The sequence below is a fragment of the Kosakonia sp. 1610 genome, from assembly GCF_050435845.1.
In the GTDB taxonomy this organism is placed as follows: domain Bacteria; phylum Pseudomonadota; class Gammaproteobacteria; order Enterobacterales; family Enterobacteriaceae; genus Kosakonia; species Kosakonia cowanii.
Genome location: NZ_JBNDKZ010000008.1, coordinates 22,649 through 49,342, shown reverse-complemented (window position 1 = coordinate 49,342; position 26,694 = coordinate 22,649). Strand labels below are relative to the sequence as shown.

General features: G+C 56.0%; 22 protein-coding genes. 9 read left to right on the top strand and 13 right to left on the bottom strand.

The genetic code is table 11. The features are described 5' to 3' along the window. The first annotated feature begins 235 nt into the window (after positions 1 to 235). Positions 236 to 703 (top strand): Hsp20 family protein, encoded by a 468-nt coding sequence (locus ABIC80_RS18830; RefSeq protein ID WP_023479051.1) that lies wholly within the window; start codon positions 236 to 238, stop codon positions 701 to 703. Between the two features lie 76 nt (positions 704 to 779). Here the strand turns inward: ABIC80_RS18830 and ABIC80_RS18825 are convergent, their stop codons facing one another. Further along, the gene (locus ABIC80_RS18825) at positions 780 to 962 is read right to left on the bottom strand and encodes a YnfU family zinc-binding protein (RefSeq protein ID WP_023479047.1); all 183 of its coding nucleotides are present in this window, start codon (positions 960 to 962) and stop codon (positions 780 to 782) included. Positions 963 to 1,301: 339 nt separating this feature from the next. On the opposite strand from ABIC80_RS18825, the gene ABIC80_RS18820 reads away from it, so the two are divergent. The 3 genes from ABIC80_RS18820 to ABIC80_RS18810 all read left to right on the top strand — a co-directional run bounded on the left by ABIC80_RS18820 (position 1,302) and on the right by ABIC80_RS18810 (position 5,213). Further along, positions 1,302 to 1,523 carry a hypothetical protein gene (locus ABIC80_RS18820; protein WP_023479079.1) on the top strand — a complete coding sequence of 74 codons (222 nt, stop codon included), beginning with the start codon at positions 1,302 to 1,304 and terminating at the stop codon, positions 1,521 to 1,523. Positions 1,524 to 1,803: 280 nt separating this feature from the next. Beyond that, positions 1,804 to 3,207 (top strand): glycoside hydrolase family 1 protein, encoded by a 1,404-nt coding sequence (locus ABIC80_RS18815; protein WP_429178192.1) that lies wholly within the window; start codon positions 1,804 to 1,806, stop codon positions 3,205 to 3,207. 122 nt (positions 3,208 to 3,329) lie between these two features. Beyond that, positions 3,330 to 5,213, top strand: coding sequence for a glucose PTS transporter subunit IIA (locus ABIC80_RS18810; protein WP_429178190.1), 1,884 nt, complete (start codon positions 3,330 to 3,332; stop codon positions 5,211 to 5,213). A 148-nt stretch (positions 5,214 to 5,361) separates the two neighbouring features. Here ABIC80_RS18810 and ABIC80_RS18805 read toward each other — a convergent pair whose 3' ends face one another. Continuing rightward, on the bottom strand, positions 5,362 to 5,766 hold the full coding sequence (locus ABIC80_RS18805; RefSeq protein WP_023479043.1) for an H-NS family nucleoid-associated regulatory protein: 405 nt from the start codon (positions 5,764 to 5,766) through the stop codon (positions 5,362 to 5,364). Positions 5,767 to 6,625: 859 nt separating this feature from the next. Here ABIC80_RS18805 and ABIC80_RS18800 point away from each other — a divergent pair. Beyond that, on the top strand, positions 6,626 to 7,717 hold the full coding sequence (locus tag ABIC80_RS18800) for an NADH:flavin oxidoreductase/NADH oxidase (RefSeq protein WP_429178189.1): 1,092 nt from the start codon (positions 6,626 to 6,628) through the stop codon (positions 7,715 to 7,717). Positions 7,718 to 7,776: 59 nt separating this feature from the next. Here ABIC80_RS18800 and ABIC80_RS18795 read toward each other — a convergent pair whose 3' ends face one another. From ABIC80_RS18795 to ABIC80_RS18785, 3 genes are all read right to left on the bottom strand, one after another. Continuing rightward, the gene (locus ABIC80_RS18795) at positions 7,777 to 7,974 is read right to left on the bottom strand and encodes a hypothetical protein (protein WP_042717826.1); all 198 of its coding nucleotides are present in this window, start codon (positions 7,972 to 7,974) and stop codon (positions 7,777 to 7,779) included. 93 nt (positions 7,975 to 8,067) lie between these two features. Beyond that, the gene (locus ABIC80_RS18790; RefSeq protein ID WP_429178366.1) at positions 8,068 to 9,777 is read right to left on the bottom strand and encodes a pectate lyase; all 1,710 of its coding nucleotides are present in this window, start codon (positions 9,775 to 9,777) and stop codon (positions 8,068 to 8,070) included. 63 nt (positions 9,778 to 9,840) lie between these two features. Then, complete coding sequence (locus ABIC80_RS18785; protein WP_042717828.1) at positions 9,841 to 10,542, bottom strand: oligogalacturonate-specific porin KdgM family protein; 702 nt, start codon at positions 10,540 to 10,542, stop codon at positions 9,841 to 9,843. Between the two features lie 779 nt (positions 10,543 to 11,321). On the opposite strand from ABIC80_RS18785, the gene ABIC80_RS18780 reads away from it, so the two are divergent. Next, on the top strand, positions 11,322 to 11,876 hold the full coding sequence (locus ABIC80_RS18780; protein ID WP_429178188.1) for a helix-turn-helix transcriptional regulator: 555 nt from the start codon (positions 11,322 to 11,324) through the stop codon (positions 11,874 to 11,876). On the opposite strand, the gene ABIC80_RS18775 is transcribed toward ABIC80_RS18780, so the two are convergent. The 5 genes from ABIC80_RS18775 to ABIC80_RS18755 form a co-directional block, all read right to left on the bottom strand. Then, positions 11,873 to 12,805 (bottom strand): nucleoside recognition domain-containing protein, encoded by a 933-nt coding sequence (locus ABIC80_RS18775; protein ID WP_042717832.1) that lies wholly within the window; start codon positions 12,803 to 12,805, stop codon positions 11,873 to 11,875. The genes ABIC80_RS18780 and ABIC80_RS18775 overlap by 4 nt on opposite strands. 130 nt (positions 12,806 to 12,935) lie before the next feature. Further along, a complete protein-coding gene (locus ABIC80_RS18770; protein ID WP_042717833.1) occupies positions 12,936 to 13,034 on the bottom strand; it encodes a YoaK family small membrane protein in 99 nt (32 codons plus the stop codon). Between the two features lie 118 nt (positions 13,035 to 13,152). Beyond that, on the bottom strand, positions 13,153 to 13,572 hold the full coding sequence (locus tag ABIC80_RS18765; RefSeq protein ID WP_094419584.1) for a winged helix-turn-helix domain-containing protein: 420 nt from the start codon (positions 13,570 to 13,572) through the stop codon (positions 13,153 to 13,155). Between the two features lie 62 nt (positions 13,573 to 13,634). Next, positions 13,635 to 14,870, bottom strand: a complete 1,236-nt coding sequence (locus ABIC80_RS18760; RefSeq protein ID WP_429178187.1) for an EAL and HDOD domain-containing protein — start codon at positions 14,868 to 14,870, stop codon at positions 13,635 to 13,637. Positions 14,871 to 15,481: 611 nt separating this feature from the next. Further along, on the bottom strand, positions 15,482 to 17,734 hold the full coding sequence (locus ABIC80_RS18755) for a TonB-dependent siderophore receptor (protein WP_429178185.1): 2,253 nt from the start codon (positions 17,732 to 17,734) through the stop codon (positions 15,482 to 15,484). Positions 17,735 to 17,985: 251 nt separating this feature from the next. Here ABIC80_RS18755 and fes point away from each other — a divergent pair, with 251 nt between their 5' ends. From fes to entF, 3 genes are read left to right on the top strand one after another with little or no spacing between them, the layout of a single operon-like run. Next, entirely contained in the window at positions 17,986 to 19,185 is a 1,200-nt protein-coding gene (fes, locus tag ABIC80_RS18750; protein ID WP_429178183.1) for an enterochelin esterase, read from the top strand. A gap of 33 nt (positions 19,186 to 19,218) precedes the next feature. Further along, positions 19,219 to 19,434, top strand: coding sequence for an MbtH family protein (locus tag ABIC80_RS18745; RefSeq protein WP_429178181.1), 216 nt, complete (start codon positions 19,219 to 19,221; stop codon positions 19,432 to 19,434). A gap of 10 nt (positions 19,435 to 19,444) precedes the next feature. After that, a complete protein-coding gene (entF, locus tag ABIC80_RS18740; protein ID WP_429178179.1) occupies positions 19,445 to 23,332 on the top strand; it encodes an enterobactin non-ribosomal peptide synthetase EntF in 3,888 nt (1,295 codons plus the stop codon). Positions 23,333 to 23,820: 488 nt separating this feature from the next. Here the strand turns inward: entF and fepC are convergent, their stop codons facing one another. From fepC to fepD, 3 genes are read right to left on the bottom strand one after another with little or no spacing between them, the layout of a single operon-like run. Beyond that, positions 23,821 to 24,618 carry an iron-enterobactin ABC transporter ATP-binding protein gene (gene fepC / locus ABIC80_RS18735; RefSeq protein ID WP_042713302.1) on the bottom strand — a complete coding sequence of 266 codons (798 nt, stop codon included), beginning with the start codon at positions 24,616 to 24,618 and terminating at the stop codon, positions 23,821 to 23,823. Then, positions 24,615 to 25,607 carry an iron-enterobactin ABC transporter permease gene (fepG, locus tag ABIC80_RS18730; RefSeq protein ID WP_429178177.1) on the bottom strand — a complete coding sequence of 331 codons (993 nt, stop codon included), beginning with the start codon at positions 25,605 to 25,607 and terminating at the stop codon, positions 24,615 to 24,617. The genes fepC and fepG overlap by 4 nt, the downstream gene beginning before the upstream one ends. Further along, the gene (gene fepD, locus ABIC80_RS18725) at positions 25,604 to 26,608 is read right to left on the bottom strand and encodes a Fe(3+)-siderophore ABC transporter permease (RefSeq protein ID WP_429178176.1); all 1,005 of its coding nucleotides are present in this window, start codon (positions 26,606 to 26,608) and stop codon (positions 25,604 to 25,606) included. Before fepD ends, fepG begins: the two co-directional genes overlap by 4 nt. Positions 26,609 to 26,694 lie beyond the last annotated feature (86 nt).

The window sequence follows — 26,694 nt, the reverse complement described above, 5'->3', positions numbered from 1 at the left end:
ACGTTCTTCTAAGCCGTAGGTCACAGGTTCGAACCCTGTAGGGCGTACCATCTTCCCGCCGATCCCGGCATCGCGTACTCCTCTCCCCACCGCTTCTTCTGCACACTGCACAGCCGCAAAAAAAAATTTTTTACCTGCTCTTGAAAAACGTGCCGATGGCATTATTTTTATTAGCGGACAAGCAAGGCTTGCCTTTAACTTGAGCTTTTGAATTGATTATTCAGGAGGTTAACTTATGGCACTCAGAACCTTGTCAGCACTCCCTGGCTTTTCAGATTCGCTTTTTGCCGATCGCTTTAACCGTATTGATTCGCTTTTTAGCCAGCTCACCGGCAACACGCCTGTGGCGGCGACACCTGCTTACGATCTGAAAAAAGTTGATGCCAACAACTACCTGTTGCATGTCAGCGTGCCTGGCTGGAAGGAGGAGGAGCTGGAAATCGAGACGGTAGGGGGCAACCTGCATATTTCCGGTAAGCGCAGTGAAGAAGCTTCCGAGGAAGAGCAGGGGTGGATCTATAAAGGCATACGCCGCGCGGATTTCCGCCTGAGCTTCTCGCTGCCCGATCATGCCAAAGTGAGCAACGCGAAATTAGAGAGCGGCATTCTGGAGGTCTCCATTTATCAGGAGATCCCGGAGAGTGAAAAACCACGCAAAATCGCTATTGAGAATAGTCAGAAGGTGATTGAGCACCAGGCATAATCGTGACGTTTTTTTAATCAGATGCTAAGGCCCGCCCATGCGGGCCTTATTTCTATCACCGAAGGTGATAGCGCACTCAGCTTGTTGCCTGAGCGAGAGCGTTCTTATCTTGATGGAAAATTTTGCTGCAGTGCGGGCACATTAACATTGCCCCTTTCTGGACGCGGGAGAAACTGTGTTCGGAATGTTGTGAGCAGTGAGGGCAGGAACATTTTACGAGGTAGTTACGGCGGCTTTTGGCATCTTTGCGTTGTGACATAGATTTTTTCCTGATGAATGGCCGGCAACCATACACGATTCTGCTGCGCATAGCTCGATATCATTATCTTAACTAATAACTTAGCCGCTCAGGTGCCTCCAGGATAAATCCCAATATTAAGCAAGGTTTTTAATATAACGCTATGATTTGAATAGCTATCATCATTAACCCCTATTAACCCTGATACTGTTTCTGCGCCGCTCTTCCCGAGCGGCTTTTTTTTACCTCTTTAATCGCCAGGCGGCACTTTTATTCACATCTTAAAGGGATGTGATTGCATCCTGCTGCACCTGATGGTGTTATATCCGACCACTGGAAATGAAATCTGAGGAGCAAACAGTGTTAGAAGGATATTTTGATCTCGATGGCGCGACCGGTAATGACGCGCTGGAAAACAGAAAACGGTTACTGGCCGTACAGGCAGCACTGGAAATTTCGAAGGCGGCTGTCTCTGCAACAACGGCAAATTCCGGTATTCGCAGCCAGATGGATTTACGTAATGTCTCGCAGGAAGTCGCTACGCTTGCCGATGCGATTCAGGATGCGTTAGAAGCAGATTAACGCTTTAGCCCCGCATTGATGAAGCAGCCCGAATGGGCGTCTTCATCAATTTATCGTGATTTTCCTCTCCCCGTCATCCTTGATTATCATCACATTTCCCGTTTTGAGCGCTTGAGCCAGATAATGGGATTCGTTATAAAAGTCCACCCGGATCGTCATCAATAAACCGAGCGAAACCTGATCCCCTTAATGCCTGCCTGGCGTTAAGGGAATCAGGTTTTTTTTCGCCTGTCGTTCGACGTTCCGCGTCGAGGCGCTATGACAACAAGGAGAGAGAGCGATGAAAATGGTATTTCCCGACGGGTTTTTATGGGGGGGAGCGGTCGCCGCCAACCAGATCGAGGGGGCATGGAATAAGGGGGGGAAAGGTGTCTCAACCGCCGATCTGCAACCTCAGGGAATCGATGGCGAAATTGCAGTGCGCCCGGGCACAAACGGCAACCTCAAAGATATCGCCATCGATTTTTACCACCGTTACCCGCAGGACATAAAACTCTTCGCTGAAATGGGATTTACCACCCTGCGCACCTCGATCGCCTGGGCGCGAATATACCCGAATGGTGATGAAACGGAGCCGAACGAAGAGGGGCTGGCATTCTATGATCGGCTTTTCGATGAGATGGCACAGTATGGTATTCAGCCGCTGATCACTCTTTCACATTATGAAATGCCCTTTGGTCTGGTGAAAAAATATGACGGCTGGAGCAGCCGGCAGGTTATCGAACTTTTTGAACGTTACGCCCGTACGGTATTTACCCGTTATCGTCATAAAGTGAAATATTGGCTCACCTTTAACGAGATCAATATGGCGCTGCACGCCCCTTTTACCGGCACCGGCCTGATGGGAGAGCGCAGCAAGCAGGAGATCTATCAGGCGCTTCATCATCAATTGGTCGCCAGTGCGCGGGCCGTCAAAGCCTGTCATGAAATTATTGCGGAGGCGAAGATTGGCTGCATGCTGTTGGGGGCGGTGCGCTACCCCATCAGCTGTAAACCGGAGGATCTTTTGCAAGCGCAGCAGGAGAACCGCGAGTGGCTTTTCTTCGGCGATGTTCAGGCGCGGGGGCAGTACCCGGCGTGGATTGCGCGCTATTTTCGTGAAAATGGCATCACGCTGCATGTGACACCGCAGGACAGGGAAGATCTTAAAGAGACCGTCGATTTTATCTCCTTCAGCTATTACATGAGCGGTTGCGCCGCCGCCAGGCCCGACCTCTATCAACGCGGTCACGGCACGCTCCTCAATATGATCCCCAACCCCTTTCTCTCTGCGTCGGAGTGGGGGTGGCAGATCGACCCGAAGGGTCTGCGTTTTCTGCTCAACGAACTCTACGATCGCTACCGCAAGCCGCTCTTTATCGCGGAGAACGGCCTTGGGGCGAAAGATGTGCCGGAGCTGAATGGCTCGATTGAGGATGACTATCGCATTCACTATCTTCACGCCCACCTGGTAGAGGTTCGCGAGGCGATTGAAGATGGTGTTGAACTGCTTGGTTACACCTGCTGGGGGCCGATAGATCTGGTCAGCGCCGGAACGGGGCAGATGTCAAAACGCTACGGCTTTATCTACGTCGATCGCGACGATGGCGGTAACGGCAGCCTGAGGCGTCAGCGCAAGAAGAGCTTTTACTGGTATCGCGATGTGATCCACAGCAATGGCGCCACGCTGAGCGAGCCGATTTAAGCCATAACCCTTATTACGCTACAAACGGTCGTCGCTGCATGCGATGGCCCTTTTGCTCACTCGTCAACGGACAGCGGCGACAAACGACGTTTCAGGTTGTTTGATAAAACGGAAGAAGAAGAATGAATAGCACGGTTCTGGCAGACAATATTCTGCGGATGGTGGGGGGCGAAAGTAACGTCGTAACGGTAATCCACTGCGCGACGCGCTTACGATTCACCGTTATCGATAATCGCAAAGTCAAACTGGCGGAGCTCAGGGCACTGGATGGCGTGCTCACCGTCGTGAGTGAAGGCGATCGGTTACAGGTCGTGATTGGCAATCGCGTGGCGAAAGTGTTCCACGCCCTGAGCGTGCGTTGCGGTTTAAGAAGTGATGAAAAAAAGGTCGAGCAGCATGAAAGGGCGGGCTGCGCGCAACTGATGAAATGGATCGATGGTCTGGCCGATATAACGATGCCGCTGTTGGGGATCATGATGGCCGCCGGGATCCTGAAAGGCATTCTCATTATGTGTGTCGATGCCGGCTGGTTAAACCCCGGCAGACAACGCGCCGCGACCCTGTTTGCCATTGCCGAAAGCCCTTTTAACTTTCTGCCGCTATTTCTCGCTATCCTCTGTGCGCGTAAATTTAAAGCCAATCTCTTTATTGCCGTCGCGATGGCGGGCGCTTCTCTTTCGCCGCTGGGCATGGGGATTTCGGCAGGCGGGCAACAAGAGGCTTTTCCAGGGCTACCGTTCAGGGTGATGAACAGTAGCGGTGCGGTGATCCCGGTCATTGTCGGCGTCTGGTTAATATCGCGCATTGAGCAGGCCATCGATCGCTATGTTGCCGCGGCAAAACGCGCGATAGTGACGCCCTGTTTCCTGCTGCTTATTATCGTGCCCTTAATCGTACTGCTCCTCTTTCCGGTGGGAGTAAGCATAAGCCAGGCCATTAGCGCGCTATTTAGCGCGCTTTATAACGTCAGCCCCATTTTTACCTGCGCGCTAATGGCGGCCGCCTGGCCGCTGCTGCTGCTGTTCGGTCTTCACCAGGCATTTATTGTGCTTTTTATTAATGATATTTCGGTGATGGAGCAGAGTTTTTTGGTGGCGGCGTGCGGCCCGGCAATATTTGCCTGCTCCGCTATGTTGCTGGCGGTCAATCTGCGTACGCGTAACAGTAAATTGAAAGCGTTGACCCGCAGCGCAATTATTCCTTCGCTTTTCGGTCTCAGCGAACCGGCTATTTATGGCGTAACGTTAAAACGTAAGAAAATGTTTTTATGCGTGCTGGTGGTCGCGGCTTTTGGCGGCGCAATGGTTGGCTACGGTAAAAATTCCGCTATCGCCATGGCAATGCCAGGGCTGCTGACAATCCCGGTTTTTTATGGCGAGGGCTTTATCACCTATATTGTTGCGTGCAGTCTCGCATTTGTAGGCAGCCTGGGATTAATCCTGCTGACAGGGATTGAGGAGAGTTCGCTACCGGTGAACTGGGGTGAATCCCCGGACCGGGAAAATATAGCAGTAAAGCGTCCTCCACCTGCTGCGAAACCGGTTTCTGATATTACGGAGCAAATTATCGCCCCGGTTTCAGGTGAAGTGATCTCACTTGCCCAGGTCAATGATGGGGTCTTTTCTACTGGCAGCGTTGGGCCGGGTTTCGCAATTATTCCCGATGAAGGACGCGTTTATTCACCGGTGGATGGTTATATCGCCAGCACATATGCCAGCAGGCATGCAATACGCATCTGCTCGGACGCCGGGGCAGAGATCCTGATTCACGTCGGGATTAATACCGTACAGCTGGCGGGAAAATATTTTTGCGTCGAGGTACAAACGGGAGAGGTGGTAAAACAGGGACAACTATTAATGACATTCGACCTGCTGGCTATTGCCGCTGAGGGCTATGACACGGTAACGCCCATCATCATCACCAATAGCGAAGCCTGGCGCTCATTAGGTGCCAGCGAAAAACCACGCTCGCGTAGCGGTGAGCGGAGCTCTGCATTATCGATATAACGTTTTGACGGCAGGGATAGCGGGAAAACTGCACAGGCGGTATTTGTCACAATGCTGATAAAAACTGGCGTGATGCCGTATTTGCAAAGGAGATGAGGACGTTGCAGAGCAGATAAAAAAGAGGGCGATATTATTATCGCCCTGCCTTTTAGATGGAGAAGTCTTCCAGCTTTTTGCCTTCTTCCAGCGCCTTAGCGATGACTTTCGGCGTACGGCCCTGGCCGGTCCAGCTTTTTTCAGTACCGTCTTCGTCAATATACTTATATTTAGCAGGACGCGGTGCGCGAACAGATTTGGTTTTAGTCGCCTGACCTTTCAAAGAGGATAAAAGTTCGGTTGGGTCGATACCTTCATCCAGCAACTTCTGACGGAATGCCGCCAGTTTAGCTTCTTTCTCTTCCTGCTCTTTACGTAAAGAAGATTCTTCTTCGCGGCGTTCTTCTACAACCACGGACAATTTTTCAAGCATTTCTTCCAGCGTTTCGAGCGTAACTTCACGCGCCTGTACTCGCAGGGTGCGAATGTTATTTAACGATTTAAGTGCTTCTGACATGATGTCACTCCGTGTGCGGGTAAATGAAAATCGATCGGAATTAATTTTTAGTGATAAAGAGATAAAAATCAACTTAGGATTATGTGTTTTATCAAATAGCGTGAGGAAATTGCAACCCTTGATGTTGGGTAGCTCTGTTGTACTAAGAAATTTAGTAAGATTGCGGCCTGATAAAGGCAGGGTCATTTAAGGGTTATTTTTAACTTAAGCCCTGGTTGAAGCTTAAGCAGTATTAAGAAAATAGCTTATAGGTTAGAAGGGCAGCGATTTCAGCGACACTGTAGGATTACTTAAACATTGCGCATGCGCTTTGTTCAACGACGTCGCAATAAGCGACAGAAAGTTTCACTTATATCCGTCATAACTGAGAATATTCTCACTTAGCGGCAAAATCTTACTTTCAGATCTTTCTCCGCTTCGAAACGGCTCAGGTTAATGCGCAATAGACAGCACTAATACTTCACGCTGCCAGAGTTGTGTTATTTGCTCGCCGCCGTTTAATCACCATTGCAATAAAGATCGCTATATGGTTGCGCTGATGCTGAAAAAATTCAGGTGATCTTCTGCCTTGCGCAGGCGGTTAAAAAATGACTCACGGCAATAATAACCCTCTCTGCGGCGGGATATCCTCCTCCTGCGCATCGCGATATATGTGCTTTTATCGCAAATTCGGAAAATTATTTTCAACTTAGCTTTCATAACGTTAACCAGACCATTGATTGCCTGAATATTGTTCAGCCTGCCGCTAACGGCACATCCCGCCAAAGACAAGCTATGGTAATTGGCTGACAGTTTCTTCTCTTTACTGCGCGCGGATGCCTGCAATTGCGCAGTGAACGAAGCCGGAAAAGGATGAGATATGAGCAAATTATTTTCAGAAGTGACGCTCGGGCGTGTGACGCTCGATAACCGTATTGTGATCGCACCGATGTGTCAGTATTCGGCTGACGAAGGTAAAGCGACCGCCTGGCATCGCATTCATCTCGGCAACCTGGCGCTCTCGGGAGCCGGTCTGCTGATTATTGAAGCGACCGCCGTTGAGCCGGAAGGGCGCATTTCGCCTGAGGATCTCGGGCTGTGGGATGATGCCACCGAAGAGGCGCTGCGCGTGGTGCTGGACGATATCCGCCGCTATTCGCCGATCAAAATCGGTATTCAGCTCGGTCACGCCGGGCGTAAAGCCTCTACCAGCGCGCCGTGGCTTGGCGGTAAGCAACTCTCGCTGGACGAGGGCGGGTGGGAGACACTCTCCGCCTCTGCGCAGGCATATGACGAAACAGAACGCCCACCGCACGCGATGAGCAAAGCGGATCTGGCGCGCGTTAAGCAGCGTTTCGTCGACAGCGCGCTGCGTGCGGTGAAGCTTGGCATTGAGGTGATCGAGATCCATGCGGCGCATGGCTATTTACTGCATCAATTCCTCTCTCCGCTCTCTAATGAACGCGACGATGAATATGGCGGCAGCCTTGAAAACCGCCTGCGTTACACCGTGGAAGTGTTCCGCGCAGTGCGTGAAGCGGTTCCGGCTTCCGTTGTGGTCGGACTCCGCCTGTCGGCTACCGACTGGGTGGAGGGGGGCTGGGATATCGAACAATCCGCAGCGCTCACCGAACAGATTGAAGCGGCCGGCGGCGACTATGTGCACGTCTCCAGCGGCGGGCTCTCTCCGCTACAGCAGATCAGCGTAAAGGCGGGTTATCAGGTGCCGTTTGCCAAAGCGCTGCGTGAAAGTACAAAGATGCCGGTTATTGCCGTAGGGCTGATCACCGAAGCAGAGCAGGCGGAAGCGGTTCTGCAACAAGGCGAGGCGGATCTGGTGGCGCTGGCACGCGGCATGCTTTATGACCCGCGCTGGCCGTGGCACGCTGCCGCAAAACTGGGCGGTGCCGTCAATATTGCGCCGCAGTATCAGCGCGCGGAGCCGCACGGTATTAAAGGTACGGTGAAATAGAAACAAACAGGCGAGTTTGCCGCTGTGGCAAACTCGCCTGTTGTGATTAATGGGCGTGGCTACACGCCTTTACTGACCAGCTCCGCGGCTTTGAGAAACACCTCTTCCTCAACGCCATCTCCCCGGTCCCGTCCTTGCCGCTCAATTTCACGCACAATATTGTCCCGACTGAGAGGCTCGCGCGCCGCAACCAGGCCAATCACCGCTGCACCAATGGCTAATCCAATGAGTCCCGTGAGCTCATCATTGAACTTCATACCCTGTCCTCCCTTCTTGCCCCTCCCAAAAATAGCACAACCTGCTTCATTTGTAGCCAGCCTGCCGGTAAAGGGGAAAGGGAGTAACGTTCTCTACTTTTTGCCGTTCGGCTTCAGTTGCTCGCCTTCCTGCAACTTGAACAGCTCATCATCACGAGTGGAATAACGTACGCTGCCATCCGCCATCAGATAGGCACCTTCGGTGAAACCTGCCCCATTCAGGAAGGGGGCAACGGCATCTGACTTACCGCGATGCGCGGCCTCCAGCGCCAGCAGGGCATAGGGGGCGATGTTGTCAATATTGGCGTAAACATAGCGGCGATCGTCGATGAAGAAGTTATTCAGCCGTTTGCTGGCTAAAATATTGTCGGCGACCTTATCCGCCAGCGAGAGATAGCGTTTATCACCGGTTGCCTGCGACAAATCAATCAGCGCAAAAATAGTGTACGGCTCGCTGTTTTGCGTCTGCAGATTGAGCTGGCTGTTTTTCCCGCCCGGTTCACCAATATCGCCAAGCCCCTGGCCGCGCGCAATGCCGCGTGCCACTTTCCATATCTCATCATCCTGCGCCAGCGTCCAGGCGCGGGCATAAGAGAGCAGAAATTCGTTGCCCGCCGGGTAGGGCTTCAGCTCGGTGCCCTTTTTACCGTAATAACCGTCACGCTTCAGGTGGTAACCCGAGAGATCGGTGCCGTTGGCCAGCATTGGCCGGAAAGTGTTGGTTTTCTCATCGTAGGCGTAGTGGGCAAACGCCTTCAGGCCATCCAGCGTCCATTTTTTAAGGTCATCCCCTTTATTGCCCAGCGATTTTGCCAGCGCCAGCTGCATTAACGCATTCTCCGAGTAGAGAGTGCTGGTTCTGCCTTTCAGCATCATGTTGCCTTCCAGCGCCGCAGCGCCAAACTCCGGGCCAAACTGACGCTGCGCGCGGTCGCCATACTTCGAATTGGTATCGCTGTCGTCGGTGGTTTCAGCGCGTTTCAGCGCCTGGGTGAATTGATAAACGCCAAGCCCGGTCTTTTTATCGCGCGGCAGCACATACTGCTCTGCCAGCCTTGTTGCCCAGGTCAGCGCGCCTTGTTCGCCCTCATATTGATAAAGCATGGCGGCAGAGTAGATCAGGTCATTACCGGCATTGAGGAAACTGAGCCCTTTGGTGGCGAAAAACGGCGGCTGCTGTTCAAATTCGCTGGCCCATAATTTGCCCATTGGTTTGCCATATTCACCGTGGCGACTGGTTTCGAGTATCTTCCAGTCATAAACATGTGCATTCCAGAAGGCGCGAATAAAACGCGCCGTCGCCGCTTTGTCGACAGAGAACATTAGCGCATACCAGGGATAGGCATTTTTCAGCTCATGCACCTGCTCTTTTTCGCTCGGTCCTTCGGGCTGTAGCGTATTGAGATCGATAAAGCGATGCCCGCCCCACAGCAGTAACCCGCTCTCATCCTGATAATGCTGGAAGTAGTAACGGACATTATCCTGCGCACGTTTCTTATACTTTGCATCACCGGTTAACTCACTCAACCCAAACAGCACGCGCATAAAATTTTGCTGCGCAGAGAAGTTCGACAACACCGCCTTTCTGCCATCCGGGAAGACCCACTCCAGCTGCTTGCCGGTTCGCGGATCGACGCCATCGGCCAGCAGGGGAACATCCGGATGCTGTTTATCGCTGGCTTTAGCAATAACCGCATCAGCGAAAGCTTTTACACTCTCCAGCCGCGCATTTTCTTGCGCCAGCGCGTGAGTTGAAAATATTGCCGCGATGCTTACCGCAAGCGCAACACTGCTCTTTTTCATCATTAGGCTGTTCCTTATAAAAATAGGGGCTTCAGGAGAAACCCCTATTTAGCGATGCGGTTATCAGAAATTATATTTCACCCCAACGCGATAACGCGTCTGGCGTTCATCGGTATATTTACTGCCGGAAACATTACCAATCGCGGCGTAAGGCGACCAGTTTTTATCCAGCTTATAGGTCAGTTTGACATCGTGGGTCCAGTCATAATTCTCGTTATCCGCAATCAACACGCCCGCAGAGGTGGCATGTTTATAGTCGAGTTCATAATCGAGTTGATAATCTTTAAATAGCTTCCAGGAGATCGCTGCCGTCAGGTTGTAGCCGTTCTCGCTGGTCTGTTTATTAGTACCGATATTATTGGAGTTACGCTTAAAATAGGGGCGATAACGCAGGGTCGCGCTAACATCGCTGTCAAAGTTCACTTTGCCGCGCAGGTAAGGGCGGTAGTTGTTAGCAGACGAGCTGCTGTCCAGTGAGAAACCCGGCTCCAGCTGGAAAGTGGGGTTGATCTTGTAGACATAGCTGGCCACCACTTCGGTGCCGTTACTCAGGGTCTCGTGGTAGGCTTTATCTTTATCCTGCGAGCCTTTCCATTTCCCCTCCAGCGACAGACCAAAGCCGTTAGCGAAACGGTGAGACATTAATAAGCGGTCTTTGTGATTATTCCCTCCGCTGTCATTCATTTCGTGGCGATAATCAAAGGTGACGGCGTGGGTAGCAAGAGTGATAAAAGGTAATGTGGCTATTAATAATGTGCGCAACATAAAATCCCCTATTATTTTTCTCAAAGGTACAAGATGTTCTCTGCATTAACGCAGACGGTTGTTATAAACATGGTTCGCATGAAAAAGCCGGATCTAAGCCGGAATTATTAGCAAGCTTAATAATGATTTTTAATATAATAAGGCATTGATAATTACCGCATAAAAAATGCCAGCCTGTTTACTATAAATGGGTGTGTGGTGCCGGGTGCCTCCCGGTGAATTGGGGGCCGATAACCCCAATCCGTCCATAAAAATGAAACGTTACTGAGCGTGAACGTATATCAGCATGACCCCGCCGCTGAGGGGGATTCACCACACAAAATACGGTGTTAAATAGCGTTAGCGCTCTTCAGAGATAAATTCTGTAAAACATGCTCTCTAAAAAGTAGTTCGTGGAACACACTTTTACACAATTTGAAATAGTGTTTTGAGACTGCGATCGAACATTTGATATGCATGATTATTTTAATTTTTGAGTTTTTTTAAAGATAATCCTGGTCTTTTAAACTTCATAAATAACAATGAGTTATCTATTTTTGCTGGCTTTTGTGATTTCAGGTTTTTTTATGGGTGGCCACAAGCGGAATAAATTTATTCCTGGCGTAAATTCTCTGCCGCAGGAAAAAAGTAGCGTCGGAATTCACACTCCGGAAAGTTAAACGAAGCCTAAACGAAGTGAAGAAGCTATATTGCGTTGATTCAGGACATCCCTAACACTCAGGAAAAAAATAGCCTGCGCGCCTCGCAGGATAAATAAGATAATAACCTCTGGAGCTATCATGACACTCTACGGAAAGGATCGCCTTTTCATCTTTGGTATTGAGCAAATCATCCGGCAATTGCGTAAGGAGAGGAACGAGCCATATCAGAGTAGCGAACTGGCGATTTATGTCACCGCCGGGATGGATATTGTGGAGATGTACGGGCTCTTTTTCTCCCGTCCGCCGACGCACTATGCGATTTTTATCTCCGCCGAGCGCCATTTTGACTCCCTGAGCTTGCTCTTCCCGGGGATGGTAAAACTCTGCCTTGCGGAGAATCTGCGGGTTGACGAGCTGCGTCAGGCGTTGGCCGTCATGAACATGCTCTCCAGGCAGAATAGTCCGCCCGGTTATCGCCACGACAGCTTCAAGTTTACCCGCGCCGAGCAGCAAATCATGCGGCTGATCCTCGGCGGTCACTCCCTTGACGACATTGCCCGTATCCGTGGCGTCAGCCCCACGACCATCAGCGTGCAGCGTAACAGCCTGATGAAACGCACCGGCACTAAAAGCCTGCAGGCGCTCTGCTCTCTCTACAGCGCGATGCGCAGTGACGGGGCGCTGGCCTCCTAAAACAGTAACGCGTGCAGCAGCGTGCGCAGCAGAATGCCCACAATCGCCCCAGCAAGCGCGAAGCGGAAGAGGCGTACAAAGCGGCTGGCGATACCGAGAAAAATCCCGATCCCCGGCAGATCGAGGGTTTGTACCAGAAAGCCTGCCGAGGCGTTAATCTGCGCCGCCGTCAGTTGGCCGTGCTGCGCCATTTCGGATGCAACGCCAAAGTAAGCAGTACCGCCGGCCAGACATTTGGTCAGCGTCAGCAACACATAGACCGTTGAGATGTGAAAGAAAGACATCAGCGGCGTCAGTAGCGACGTCAGTGCTTCCACCACGCCCGCCGCTTTTAAAATGCCGACCACCGTCAGCGACAGCAGCAGCATGGGCAGTGAGCCCAGCGATAAGCGAATCGCATCTGCCCCCGCGCCGTTAATCACCGCAATCAGCCCGGCGCGCGGCTTCTCCTGCGAAAGCTCGCCCTCTTCGTCACGCAGCGTGGCGCTGGAGAGCCTGCGACCGGCAAGGTAGTAGGTAAACGACGAAGCTGCCAGCCCGCCAATCAGCGAAATGCCAATCGCCGCGCCCCAGTGCAGACCAAAGGGGGTGAGAGGGTAGAAGACATTGGCCTGGCCCATGGCAAAAACCATGGCCAGCGTGGCGGCGAGATGACGATCGGAGGTTCCGCGCCGCTCCATAATCGCCAGCGCGGCGAGCGGAGCAGCAAAGCTGACAAAGTTAAGCTGAATAAGGGCAAAAATGCCCATTCCGCTAATACCAAAAGGTTTGAGAGCCGGGGAGGTGAGGCGGACAATCGCGTCCAGTACGCCCTTCTCCTCGAGGTACTTCATAATGATGAGCATCACCACCATGATCGGCAGCAGAGTATAAAGGGCAACATCTACGGATACCCGACCCGCCGACATGATGATTTCGATGATATTCATTAACTGCTCCGGTGGACTTGCGTGCCCGGCATTCTACACCCGCCAAAAGGCGAGCAGGATCACAAATTAAAGTGGTTGAACGACCAGTGATGCGCGGTATTGAATAACGCAGCCGGGAGGCCTCTTAATATTAAACGCCCGGTGTGGCGTAGCCGCCGACAATAAACCAGGTCAGAAATGCCACGGCGACAATAAATACCAGCACGGGAAACGCGATACCAATTCTCATAAAGCCTCATTCAATTTTGCCAGCAGGGGGAGTGGAGGGCGCCGCATCGCCTGCGGCGGCACAACGTTAGCATAAATGGCCGGATAAGGCGGATAAAAATAGGGGGCTTCGTCAGCCATTAACGCGTCACGCCCGCACGTGAGGCGTGTTCACCGGCGGCAAAAAAGGTCTGGCGGCAGTAGAGTTGCAGCACTTTCTCTTCGGGGATCAGGTAGCCTTTACCTTCGACGCGCAGAATAAAATCCTCAGGCAGATCAAACGCTGCCAGCTTACGCTTCAGGTTATTCATCACCTGCCACAACCGCTGGCTGGAGCAGCTCAGGCCATTGTTTTCCCACACCTGAGTTTGCAGCGTTCTGTCTGCCACCACGCGACCGACGGCGTGCGTCAGCAGAAAGTGAAGCAGGTTGGCCATGGTCGCGCGTAAATAGTCAGCCTTACCCGGCGAAGCGTAGTTAATCAGGCGTTTTTTAAACGGCAGATATTCCACCTCATGATCGTTGCCGAGGCGGTAGCCATATACCGAGAGTGATTCCATCGTGTTCGTCCAAAGGGATGCGTTCTGCTAATTACATCGGCCTTTTGACGCAGAAACTAAAATTAGCGGCGGGTTGAGGGGATCGCCTGCGTCCATTCGGTCGCGGTTTTGACCAGCTCCGCCACCGTGCCGCGATGAAAACCGAGGCGATGGCCGAGCTCGCTCACCTCTTCCCATTGATGGTTTTCATACAGCTCAATCAGGCGCAAATAGGGATAGAGCGGCCCTTTTTGCGCTTTCAGCGCCATCATCACATTGTTGGAAATATCAATCTGGCAAATCAGATCGGCCATCGGCATTTCAAAAATGCTGTCGAGTTGCGAAAAAAGACCGACGATAAAGGCATCATCCGCCGAGTGGCGCGTAATAGAGTGTGACGAGGCAAGCTCGCAGAACCTGGCGCGTATCAGGCTCTGCTGATAGATCTCGCCAATCTCCTCTTTATTTACCGAGGTCAGGCAGGAGACCAGCACGAAGCGGCGCAGCTCATTGGCACCGAGATAAAAAATAATGTCTTTTAACGACTGGCTGCGGACGTTTTTAATTCCGCGCGCGTTAAAGACAATATTTTGCGCATAGCGCATCAGCTTGAAGGAGAGGGCGAGATCCTGTTTTAACAGCGCCTCGATGCGGGTGAAATCGGGCTTATCGGCATTCACCTCTTTCATTAGCCGGAGGGTGATTGCCTGGTTCTGAATCAGCTTGTTCGCCGCATGGATCACCGGGCGGCTGAAGAAGTGGCCCTGAAAAAGGGTGCAGCCGAGGTTTTTGTAGCACTCATACTCCTGCTGGGTCTCCACCTTTTCGGCGAGAAACAGCGTGTTGCGCAGTAGATGAGCTTTGCCCTTGATATAACCGCCAATCTCCTCCGGCGTATTATTGCGCACGTCGAATTTGATAATGTGAATAAAGGGCAGGAAGTCGTTCCACGTATCACCGAGCGCAAAATCATCCAGCGCAATGCGAAAACCCTGCGCGGAGAGTTTTTTGATGCTTTCCAGCAGCAGCGGCGTGGGCTCGGCGGTTTCGAGGATCTCAACAATCACCCGATCTTTCGGCAGCGTTTCCGCCATTCCCTGTACCAGCAGTTCATAGGGGAAGTTGACGAAAATCGCACTGTACTCTTTTAACCGCCCCAGCGGTGCGCCAAGAAACTGTTCAACAATAATTTGCGCAGTGGCGTACTCCGGTGTGACGTCAGGAAACCGGTTGGTCATACTGTCCCTGAACAGCAACTCGTAGCCGACTGTGTTCATATTTGCATCAAAAATCGCCTGGCGGGCGACAAAAGAGAACATTCGATACTCCACTCACAGATGCCTGCAAATTATAGAAACGTCGGTGGCGCGCAAACCTGAACCGGGCGAACTTTTGCTATTTTTCCAGCGCCTGAAAGGCAAGCCTGGACGAAAACCGCAAAGACGCAAGTCGGATAGGGGAAAGGCGGTATCTTTTGTAAACTTCTGCAGAATTTAAGTCAAATTCCGCAGTGCAAAATAATATCTGCTGCTGCATTTTCAGGCAACTAAAGCAAAAAATCAGCACACTTGCGGCGATCGTGCTGAGAGACAGGCTTTAGCCGGGTCATCATTTTTACGCCGGTAAACAGGTTGACGACTGCGTGAAAAAGCGTCGTGACGCTCATCACACCAGCAGATGAACAGCAGCAAGAAAGTATGATCGATATCATATATTCACGTACAGGTATTATTTTCCTCTTGTTAGGAATTTTCCGATGGCTTATTGTTATTTCACCCCAGCAAAGAGCTAACGCCACCTTAGAGTGAGTGCCGGAGATAAGCGCCGGGCGGGGTATAACAGTGTCCGATATTCCACACCCAGGTAATCAGTAATAAAAGGCCCCGCCAGCAATGACGGGGCCTTCTCTTTTTAGCCGTTCAGGCTCTCATCAGAAGTGGGTGTTGATGCCCATAAACCAGGTACGGCCCGATTCGTTATAGGTCTCTGCGCCCGCGCCATACATATAGCCGGTAGTGCCGCCGGTGCTCTGGGCATTGCCCGCGCGCCAGTGGCGCTTATCAAACAGGTTATCGACGCCGGCGGTCAGGCTGACGTTTTTGTTCACGTCCCAGGTGCCGCTAAGCCCCACAATGCTGTAGGGGCTCACTTCGTTGGTCGCAGAGCCGGTCACGCGCTGGCCTTTGTAGTCATACTTCTTCGGCTGCTGTTTGCCGTACCAGGTAAAGGTCGATTGCAGAGAAACATCCTGCGTCACCTGCCAGCTCAGCGTTGAGTTCAGCGTATATTCCGGAATGATGGAGAGCCGCTCGCCGGTGGTTTTGTTCTTGCTTTGCAGCATATAGGTGAAGTTGTTGCTCCAGGCCACCGTTTCAGAAACCGGCACGTTCAGCGTACCCTCCAGCCCTTCAACCACCGCTTTCGGCACATTTTCCCACTGGTAGATATCGGTTTTGGTCGCGCCCGCCGCCGTTTGCGCCATCGGCGAATAACCCGCCTCAATCTTATTGCGGTAGTCGTTACGGAACCAGGTCACACCGGCAAGCCAGTCATCATGTTTGAACTCAAGGCCAATCTCTTTATTGATACTGGTCTCCGCTTTCAGGTCGTCGTTACCCATCATGTAACAACCGACGCCGTTGCCGCTGGCGTAGCACCCCTGGCCCTTGCTGTAGAGAATGTAGTTCGGGTTGGTCTGGTAGAGGCTCGGTGCTTTATACGCGCGGCCAATGCCCATTTTCAGGGTGAAATCGTCGCCTAATCCCTGCGAGAGGTTCAGCGACGGGCTCCAGTTATCGCCAACGATGGTGTGATGATCGAAGCGCAGCGCCGGGGTCAGCATGGTGCTGTCCGTCAGCTCCATATTGTCTTCGGCAAAAATGGAGTAGATATCGGCACTGGAGTAGGGGCTGCGGTTGGTGCTGCTCAGCCCGCTAATCGCCCCGCCCTGGAAGGCCTGGGTATTGGAGGCGAGATCTTTCATCCGCTGCTGGTTCCACTCGGTGCCCAGCGTCAGGGTCTGGTTAACCAGCAGATCCAGCGGCAGGTTCACCTCGTTGTGCAGCATCACATCGGAGAGGTCGATATCGGTGAATTTATTACTGTTGAACAGCCCTTCCAGCCCGCCCGCCAGACCTTCGCCCAGACGCGAGTTACGCGTGTGCTCATACTGGATCCAGTTGCTGGTGGTAATGCCGTTATCCCAGCCACCATTCCAGGTGACGGAGTAGTTCTGGCGATAGAGACGGTTGGTCTCTTTGCCGTAGTTCTTGCGCACGTAGTTATTGCTGCTGCTGTCGTTATTGGTGTTTTGCGTATCGCCCGCGTAGAGGTTGCCCTGGCGGCTGTAGCCCGCCTGGAACTCCAGCGACTGCATCGGCGCGAAATCCCAGCGCACCACGCCATTAATATCTTTATTGATCGAGCCTTCGCGCCCGGCGGCAAGGGTATTAGCGTAAATTCCGGTGCGTTCAGACTGGTGATCGCGGTTGATATCCCACGCATCGGCCTGGGTTTTCGCCAGGTTGCCATATAGGCGGAAGCTGACATCATCGCCCAGCGGGCCGCTGAGGCTAAAGTCGGTGCGTTTGGTGGCGCCTTCCGCTTTATGCTCCGGCGCGTTGACGTAGGCGTTCCATGATCCATGCCACTCCTGGGCGCTATCTTTTTTGGTGATGATATTCACCACACCGCCCGCTGCGCCGTTACCGTAGCGCACGGCCGCCGGGCCGCGGATCACTTCGATGCGCTCAATCATCTCTGCCGGCACCCAACTGGTGTCGCCGCGGCTATCTCGCTCGCCGCGCCAGCCTAAGCGCACCGAGTTACGGCTGGTGACCGGTTTGCCATCCACCAGGATCAGGGTGTTTTCCGGGCCCATACCGCGAATGTCGATCTGGCGGTTGTTGCCGCGCTGGCCGCTGGTGGCGTTGCCGGTTAAGTTAACGCCCGGCATCTTGCGGATAATTTCCGACACATCACGGGCTGGCGGGTTCTTACGAATTTGATCGGCGGTGATGGTCGACACGCCGGGTGCCTGGAGGTTTTGCTGTGCCGCCGTGACGACGATAGTGTCTCCGCTGCTGGCGTCGCTGCTTTTCTCCTCCGCCGCCATCACGGGCATTGCCGCGCCGTAGATCCCGAGGTTGACCAGCAAGGTCAGGGATTTCATCTTCTTATTCATTATGTTACCTGCGTTCCTTTGCCGTATCCCCGTAACTCTCCATTCCCGGGGGAGAGGAGACGGCAGTGATGAAGCCCGCGCGCGGCAATTCTCTCAGCCCTGAGAAAAAGGCCTGCGACAGGCAGAGTTAGGTGAAAGACGCGCTTCCCACAGCGCGCCAATACGCTATTGCAAATAAGAATAGTTATCAATAATATTATCTATAAATTTTGATCGATAAAAATAAGTCCGCAGCGATTTGGGGTTAAACCGTGACGTCAACGACGGGAAGCGATGCCTGGTGGGCGTCAAAACAGGGGCCGGAGTGGGTTAAAACCGCCGACGGGCGCTATGAAGTGACCTTCTGGTGGCGCGATCCGGCGGGGTCAGAGCAGACTTCGCGCCTGCACCGGGTCTGGATCTACATCACTGGTGTTACCGATCACCATCAACAAGCGCAGCCGCAATCACTGGCACGCATCGCCGGAAGCGATGTCTGGTGCTGGAAAACCACCCTCGAAGCGGGCTGGCGCGGCAGCTACTGCCTGATCCCCTCTGAACAGGATAACGATTTCGCCGACGCCGTATTCGCCAGCCTGCCGCCAGATCGCGCGGCGCTGCGTGAAGGGTGGCGCAAACTGCTGCCGCGTGCGGTTTCCGACCCGCTGAATGCGCAAAGCTGGCGCGGCGGACGCGGCCATCCGGTCTCGGCGCTGGAGATGCCCGGCGCACCGCCTCAGCCCGGCTGGCAGGCAACTGATACCGCTTTTACCCCTCCTCATCTGCTGCACTGGCAGAGCCCGCGGCTGCACAACCGCCGCCGCGTCTGGGTCTATGTCACTGGCGAGGTACAGGATGCTGAACGCCCGCTAGCGATCCTGCTCGACGGTCAGTTCTGGGCCGAGAGCATGCCAGTTTGGCCTGCGCTGGCAGCGCTGACTAACGCCCGCCAGTTGCCGCCCGCGGTCTATGTGCTGATTGACGCCATCGATAATGCTCAGCGCAGCCAGGAGCTGCCCTGTAATGCCGATTTCTGGCTGGCGGTGCAGGAGGAGCTCTTGCCGCAGGTACGCGAAATTGCCCCCTTCAGCGATCGCGCCGATCGCACGGTGGTGGCGGGGCAGAGCTTCGGCGGCCTCTCCGCGCTCTATGCCTCGCTGCACTGGCCGACGCGCTTTGGCTGCGTGCTGAGCCAGTCCGGCTCTTACTGGTGGCCCCATCGCGGCGGCGAGGGTGAAGGGCTGCTTATCCAACAACTCAAACAGGGTGAAATAGGCCCGCAGGGGCTGCGCATCGTGCTTGAAGCCGGGGTGCGCGAGCCGCTGATTTTTCGCACTAACCAGACCCTTTTATCCCTTTTACAACAAACACAGCAGCGGGTTTTCTGGCGTCAGGTTGACGGCGGACATGATGCGCTTTGCTGGCGCGGCGGGCTGACGGCGGGGTTAATCACCCTCTGGCAGCCGCTCTAACGCCGGGGCGCTTTTCCACGACAGGAGTTTGCTATGGAGTTCACCAACCCCTTCGATCATCCGCAAGGGCGGTTTTATATTCTGCAAAACAGCGCGCAGCAGTGCAGTTTGTGGCCCGCGCAGTGCGCTCTGCCCGCAGGCTGGCACATCATCTGTGAGCCGCAATCGCAGGCGGCCTGCAACGACTGGCTGGCAGCACACTGGCAGAGCTTAACCCCGGCGCACTATGCGCACCCTCACGCGCAATAAGGAGCGGAAGATGAGCGAACGTTTACCGCTGGTCGCCGCCCAGCCGGGGATCTGGATGGCAGAAAAACTCTCCTCGCTGCCGAATGCCTGGAGCGTGGCGCACTATGTTGAGCTTGAGGGCGATATCGATGCCGTGCAGCTCAGCGAGGCGATTGTTACCGGCCTGATGCAGGCTGACACGCTGCGCATGCGTTTCACCGAAGATAACGGCGAAGTGTGGCAGTCGGTCGATGAGACGTTGACCTTTGCCGCGCCCGCGATTGCCGACCTGCGCCAGCAGGGCGATGCACACAGCGCCGCGCTGGCGTTAATGCAGGCCGATCTGGCGCAAAACCTGCGTGTGGAGAGCGGCAAACCGCTGGTGCACCACCAGCTGATGCGCGTCGGCGAGCGGCGCTGGTACTGGTATCAGCGTTATCACCATTTGCTGGTCGATGGTTTCAGTTTCCCCGCCATAACCCGCCAGATTGCCGCTATTTATAGCGCATGGCGACGTGGCGAGCCGACGCCCGCCTCGCCGTTTACCCCTTTTTCTGAGGTCGTGGAAGAGTATCAACGATATCAGGGCAGCGATGCCTTTACGCGCGATGCCGCTTTCTGGGCAGAGCAGCGGCGCGCGCTTCCGCCGCCGGTGTCACTCTCCAGCGAACCGCTGCCAGGGCGCGCGGCAACTACCGATATTCTGCGCCTCAATGTCGCCCTGGAGCGCGCTGCCTTTCGCCGCCTGAGCCAGGCGATGGCAAACACGACGCCCGCCGATCTGGCGCTGGCGTTAGTGGCGCTGTGGCTGGGTCGGCTGTGCGGACGCACCGATTATGCCGCCGGGTTTATCTTTATGCGCCGCATGGGATCGGCCGCGCTTACCGCCACCGGCCCAGTGCTTAATGTGCTGCCGATGGGTATTCATCTTGATGGCACGCAAACGCTGCCGGAGCTGGCAAGCGACCTTGCCCGAACGTTGAAAGCGATGCGCCGCCACCAGCGTTACGACGCAGAGCAAATCGTGCGCGACGCCGGGCGCGCGGCGGGGAGTGAGCCGCTGTTCGGCCCGGTGCTGAACGTCAAACTGTTTGATTACCAGCTCGATCTTGACGGCATCCAGGGCATTACCCACACCTTAGCCACCGGGCCGGTCAACGATCTGGAGATCGCGATCTTCCCGGATGAAGCGGGCGGGCTGTCGCTGGAAGTGCTGGCGAATCGCAGCCGCTACGACGAGGCGACGCTCAACACCCACGTTGCGCGCCTTGCCCAGCTGTTGCAGCAGTTTGCCGACAATCCGGCGCTGCGCTGTGGCGATGCGGAACTCTTAACCGCGAAAGAGGCGGAAAAACTCACACAGATCAACGCCACCGCCGTGTCGCTGCCCGCCACAACGCTGAGCGAGCTGGTGGCACAGCAGGCGGTGAAAACGCCCGATGCCCCGGCGTTATCCGATGCCCGCTGGCGCTTCAGCTACCGGGAGATGCGCGAGCAAGTGGTGGCGTTGGCGAACCAGCTACGCGCGCTGGGCGTGCAGCCTGGCGACAGCGTGGCGGTTGCGCTGCCGCGCTCGGTTTTCCTGACGCTCGCGCTGCACGGCATTATTGAAGCGGGTGCCGCCTGGCTGCCGCTCGATACCGGCTATCCCGACGATCGCCTGCGCATGATGCTGGAGGATGCCCGCCCGCGCCTGTTAATCACCACCGACGATCAGCATGCGCGCTTCGCCGATATTCCTGGGCTCGCGCACTTCTGCTACGACGCGCCGCTGGAGAGCAATGGCGCTGAGCCGCTCAATCTGGCCCGCCCGGAGCAGACGGCTTATATCATCTTCACCTCCGGCTCTACCGGGCGACCAAAAGGGGTGATGGTTGGGCATACCGCCATCGTCAACCGCCTGCTGTGGATGCAGGCAGCCTATCCGCTTAGCGCTAACGACGTGGTGGCGCAAAAAACGCCGTGCAGTTTTGATGTGTCGGTGTGGGAGTTCTGGTGGCCGTTTATCGCTGGCGCCAGCCTGGTGATGGCCGAGCCGGAGGCGCACCGCGATCCGCAGGCGTTACAAGCCTTCTTTGCTGAAGCGGGTGTGACGACGACCCACTTTGTACCGTCGATGCTGGCGGCCTTTGTTGCCTCGCTGACGCCGGAAAGCGCGCAGCAGAGCTGCCGCACGCTGAAGCAGGTTTTCTGTAGCGGCGAAGCGCTGCCCGCCGATCTCTGCCGCGAGTGGGAAGCCTTAACCGGCGTGGCGTTGCATAACCTCTATGGCCCGACGGAGGCGGCGGTGGATGTCAGCTTCTATCCGGCGTATGGCGAGACGCTGGCGCAGGTGCGCGGCAACAGCGTGCCGATTGGTTACCCGGTGTGGAACACGGGGCTGCGCATTCTGGATGCGATGATGCGCCCGGTGCCGTTCGGCGTGGCGGGCGATCTCTATCTCACCGGCATTCAGCTGGCGCAGGGCTATCTTGGTCGCCCGGATCTAACTGCCAGCCGCTTTATTGCCGACCCCTTTGCGCCGGGCGAGCGTATGTACCGCACCGGCGATGTCGCCCGCTGGCTGGAGAATGGCGCGGTGGAGTACCTGGGGCGCAGCGACGATCAGCTAAAAATTCGCGGCCAGCGCATTGAACTGGGCGAGATTGACCGGGCAATGCTGGCACTGCCGGATATCGCTCAGGCGGTGGCCCATGCCTGCGTCTTTAATCAGGCGGCGGCGAGCGGCGGCGATGCCCGCCAGCTGGTTGGCTACCTGGTCTCTTCATCTGGTCAGCAACTGGATACGGCTGCACTGCTGGAGCAGTTGCGCGCGCAGTTACCGGCGCATATGGTGCCGGTGCTGTTAATGCAGCTGAGCGCGCTGCCGCTCAGCGCCAACGGTAAGCTCGATCGCAAAGCGCTGCCGCTGCCCGCGTTACAAGCAGAGCAGGGCGGTCGCCCGCTCAATGCCGGGATGGAAACGCAGGTAGCGCAGGCCTTTGCCGCGCTGCTGGGATGTGAAGTGAATGATGCGCAGGCGGATTTCTTCGCCCTTGGCGGCCACTCGCTGCTGGCGATGCGGCTTGCCGCGCAGCTTAGCCGACAGTTTGACCGTCAGGTGACACCGGGGCAGATCATGGTCGCGCCGACGGTGGAGAAACTGGCCGCGCAGCTTGAACAGCCGCTCTCAAACGAGCAGGCCGGGCGGCTTGGGCTGGAAGCGGTGTTGCCGCTGCGCGAAAGCGCGGGGCCGACGCTCTTCTGCTTCCATCCGGCCTCCGGTTTTGCCTGGCAGTTCAGCGTGCTGGCGCGCTATCTTGCGCCGCGCTGGTCGATTACCGGCATTCAGTCTCCGCGCCCGGATGGGCCGCTACAGCAGGCAGCAACGCTGGATGAGGCCTGCGATCAACAGTTAGCGACGCTACTGGCGCAGCAGCCGCACGGGCCCTATTACCTGTTCGGTTACTCCCTTGGCGGGACGCTGGCGCACGGCATCGCGGCGCGGCTGCGCCAGCGTGGTGAAGAGGTGGCGTTCCTCGGACTGCTCGATACCTGGCCGCCGGAGACGCAAAACTGGGCAGAGAAAGAGGCCAACGGCCTTGATCCCGCCGTGCTGGCGGAGATTGAGCGCGAGCGCCAGGCGTTTCTCGCCGCGCAGCAGGGGCATGCCTCCAGTGAACTTTTCTCGCAGATTGAGGGGAACTACGCCGATGCGGTGCGCTTGTTGACCACTGCGCACAGCGTGCCGTTTGATGGTAAAGCCACGCTGTTTGTCGCCGAGCGTACACTGCCGCCCGGCACCGACCCGCAACGCGCCTGGGCACCCTGGGTGCGCGAGCTGGCGGTGTACCGTCAGGATTGCGCCCATGTCGATATCATCTCCCCGCAGGCGTTCGGGCAGATCGGGCCGGTTTTGAGGGAGTTGTTAGAGAGATAAAAACCATGTACGCCTTATCCGGCCTACCAAAACGCGCTTACAGCGACACCGGTGTAGCTTTTATCTGCGGTTTCACAGCGAGGGGTTGTGTCCCCGCTGAAATCGGCGAACCGAAGCGTGAATGACAAGGTCTGGACGCCATGGATGGCGGACAGAGGCGAACCGAGACAGGATGTCGAGTCGAGCCGGCCGCAGTCAGGCACGCGGGAGGTGAGCGCAGTGCGAAGCACCGATTTCCTCGCGGGGCCGCGGGGATTGATAAGGGGAGCGCGGCCGCTTCCCTTATCCCGTTCACCGCATGAAAGATTAATGAAACTCCCCAGCGCCTGGTGAACGGAATCATTCCACCAATACCACATGAAAATCCCATTGCCGGATGGCGCGTTACACGCTTATCCGGCCTACAAAACCACTTTACCGAAGCCACTGAAACCGCGTAGGCCGGATAAGCGTCAGCGCCATCCGGCAATGGGATTTGCCAACAACGTTCAACCGCTGCGCCCTAGCGGCACCACCAATGGTGTATGCGCTACCGGATCGTCAATGATCATGCAGCGCAGCCCATACACCTCCTCGATCAACCCGGCGGTGACAATCTCTTTCGGCGCGCCCTGCGCCACAATCTTCCCGTCGCGCAGCGCAATCAAATGGGTGGCGTAACGGCATGCCTGATTCAAATCATGCAGCACCGCCGCCAGCGTATACCCCTGCTCGCGGTTCAGCTCGCTGAGCAGCTCCAGCAGATCGATTTGATAACTGATATCAAGCCAGGTGGTTGGCTCATCAAGCAGCATAATCGCCGTCTCCTGCGCCAGCACCATGGCGATCCACGCCCGCTGGCGCTGGCCGCCGGAGAGCGTATCGACGCTCTGCTGCGCCAGGCTCTCCACGCCGGTGGCTTTCATCGCCCGCTTCACCGCTTCGTCATCCTCTTTGCGCCAGCGGGTAAAGAGCGGCTGATGCGGGTAACGCCCGCGCGCCACCAGCTCCTGCACCGTAATATCGCCAGGCGTGGTGGCGTTCTGCGCCAGCAGCCCAATGCGCCGCGCCACCTCTTTGCTGGCAAAACGCTGGATCTGCTCGCCGTCCAGGTAGACATGCCCTTCGCTCGGTGTCATCAGGCGGCTGAGGGTGCGTAAAAGGGTCGACTTCCCGCAACCGTTCGGGCCGATGATGGCGGTGAAATGACCATCCGGAATGGCGACGCTCAGCTGCTCGGCAATCACTTTTTTGCCGTAGCCCAGGGTTAACGCTTCGCCGCGCAGACGGGGAGATAAGGCGCTCATTTCTTGCGGGACTCCTGAATTAACAAGGCGATAAGGTAAATACCGCCGAGGCTGACGGTGACCACGCCAACCGGTAGCTGATAAGGCGTAAAGCCGCGCTGGGCGATCATATCCGCCAGCAGCAGCAGCAGTGCGCCGCAGAGCGCCGACTGGGTTAGCCCCCAGCGCGCCGTGCCGCTCAGGCGGCGGGCAATATGCGGTGCCACCAGCGCGATAAAGGAGATCGGCCCGGCAAGCGCCGTGGCGGCTGCGGTCAGCGCCACCGCTACCAGCATCAGCAGCAAACGCGAGCGCTCAACGTTGACACCCAGCGCGCAGGCGCTGTCGTCGCCCATCTCCAGCAGCCGCATGCGCCGCGCCAGCAGGGCGGCGAAAAAAAACATCGCCAGCATAATCGGCACCGACGGCAGCGTTTTTGCCCACGTCAGACCATTGAGCGATCCGGCGTTCCAAAGCCCGGCGGAGAGCGCCGTTTCAAGCGACGCTTTCAGCAGCAGCCAGGTGTTGAAGGCCACCAGCATTGCGCGTACGCCAATGCCGACAATAATCAGGCGGAAGGTTTCAATGCCGTTGCGCCAGGCCAGCAGCCACACCAGTAGCGAGGTAAGGATGCCGCCCGCCATCGCTGCCAGCGCAATCGCCGTCAGATGCTGGCCAAACAGCACCATCGCCACCAGCACACCGCTCCAGGCTCCGGTGTTAAAGCCCATGACATCCGGGCTGCCGAGCGGGTTACGCATCAGCGACTGGAAAATCGCACCGCTGACGCCAAGCGCCGCGCCAACCACCAGCGCCATTAACACTCGCGGCAAGCGCCACTCCATCACCACCAGCTGCATTGCGCGCGGCGCAGTACCGCTTAGCGCGTCGAAAACCTGCGTAAAGGTGAGCATCACCGTACCGCTGCGCAACCCCCAGGCTGCGAGCAGCAGGGCGGCGATAACCATCAGCAGGCAGTTGGCCACTAAACGGCGGGAGGGAGCGATCATAAGCCGCCTCCGCGCGCGCGGCGCACCAGCAGGATCAGCATCGGCGCGCCGATAAAGGCGCTCACCACCGAGACGCGCAGCTCGCCCGGCACGATCACACGGCCAATGATATCGGCAAACAGCAGCAGAGCAGGGGTGGCAATTAACGTGACGGGAAGCGACCAGCGGTGATCGGCCCCAACCAGCCCGCGCGCGAGGTGGGGCATCATCAGACCGATAAAGGCGATTGGGCCGACGACCGCCGTGGCGCTGCCGCAGAGTACGGTTATCGCCAGTAAACCCAGCAACTGGGTGCGCGCCACTTTGCTGCCAAGCGCCGTCGCTGTATCGCTGCCGAGGCTCAGGCTGTTAAGTGCGCGGCTCAGCATCAAGGCGACGCCCGCCGCCAGCAGCACCGGGATCAGCACCACGCGCAGAGTTGCCAGCGTGCGAATATCAAGGGAACCGGCCTGCCAGAAACGCAGTTGATCGTAGACATCAGCATTGAGCAGCGAAATGCCGCTGGAGAGACCATCGAGCACGGCGGTGAGCGCCACGCCCGCGAGTGTTAAGCGCACCGGGCTAAGCTGGCCGCCGCCCTGGCTGCCGGTAAATGCCACCAGTAGCGAGGCGGCGAATGCGCCGCAAAAGGCGAACAGCAGCTGCTCCGTTGGCGTGGTCGCGCCGAGCAGCGCGGCGCCGAGCACAATGGCGAAACTGGCGCCCGCATTGACGCCTAAAAGGCCCGGGTCGGCCAGCGGGTTGCGCGTCAGGGTTTGCATCAGCGCACCGGCAAGGCCGAGCGCGCCGCCGGCGAGTAAGCCTGCCAGCGTACGGGGTAAGCGCGCATCGCGAATGATGGTGCAATCTGCGCTGTGGCAAGCGCCAAAAAGGGCGTCGGAGATGACTGCGGCAGGCATCGGTTTTGCGCCAATAAACAGGCTCAGTGCCGCAGCAAATATAAGCAGTATCAATAGCCCGACGAGAACCAATAAACGCGCCGGGGAAGCAGAAAACGACATAAAAATCCCAATTTTGATAATGATAGTAATTATCGTTATCGATCCTGTTTTGTTATGTTACCATGCGCAGCCTGAGATTGGACACA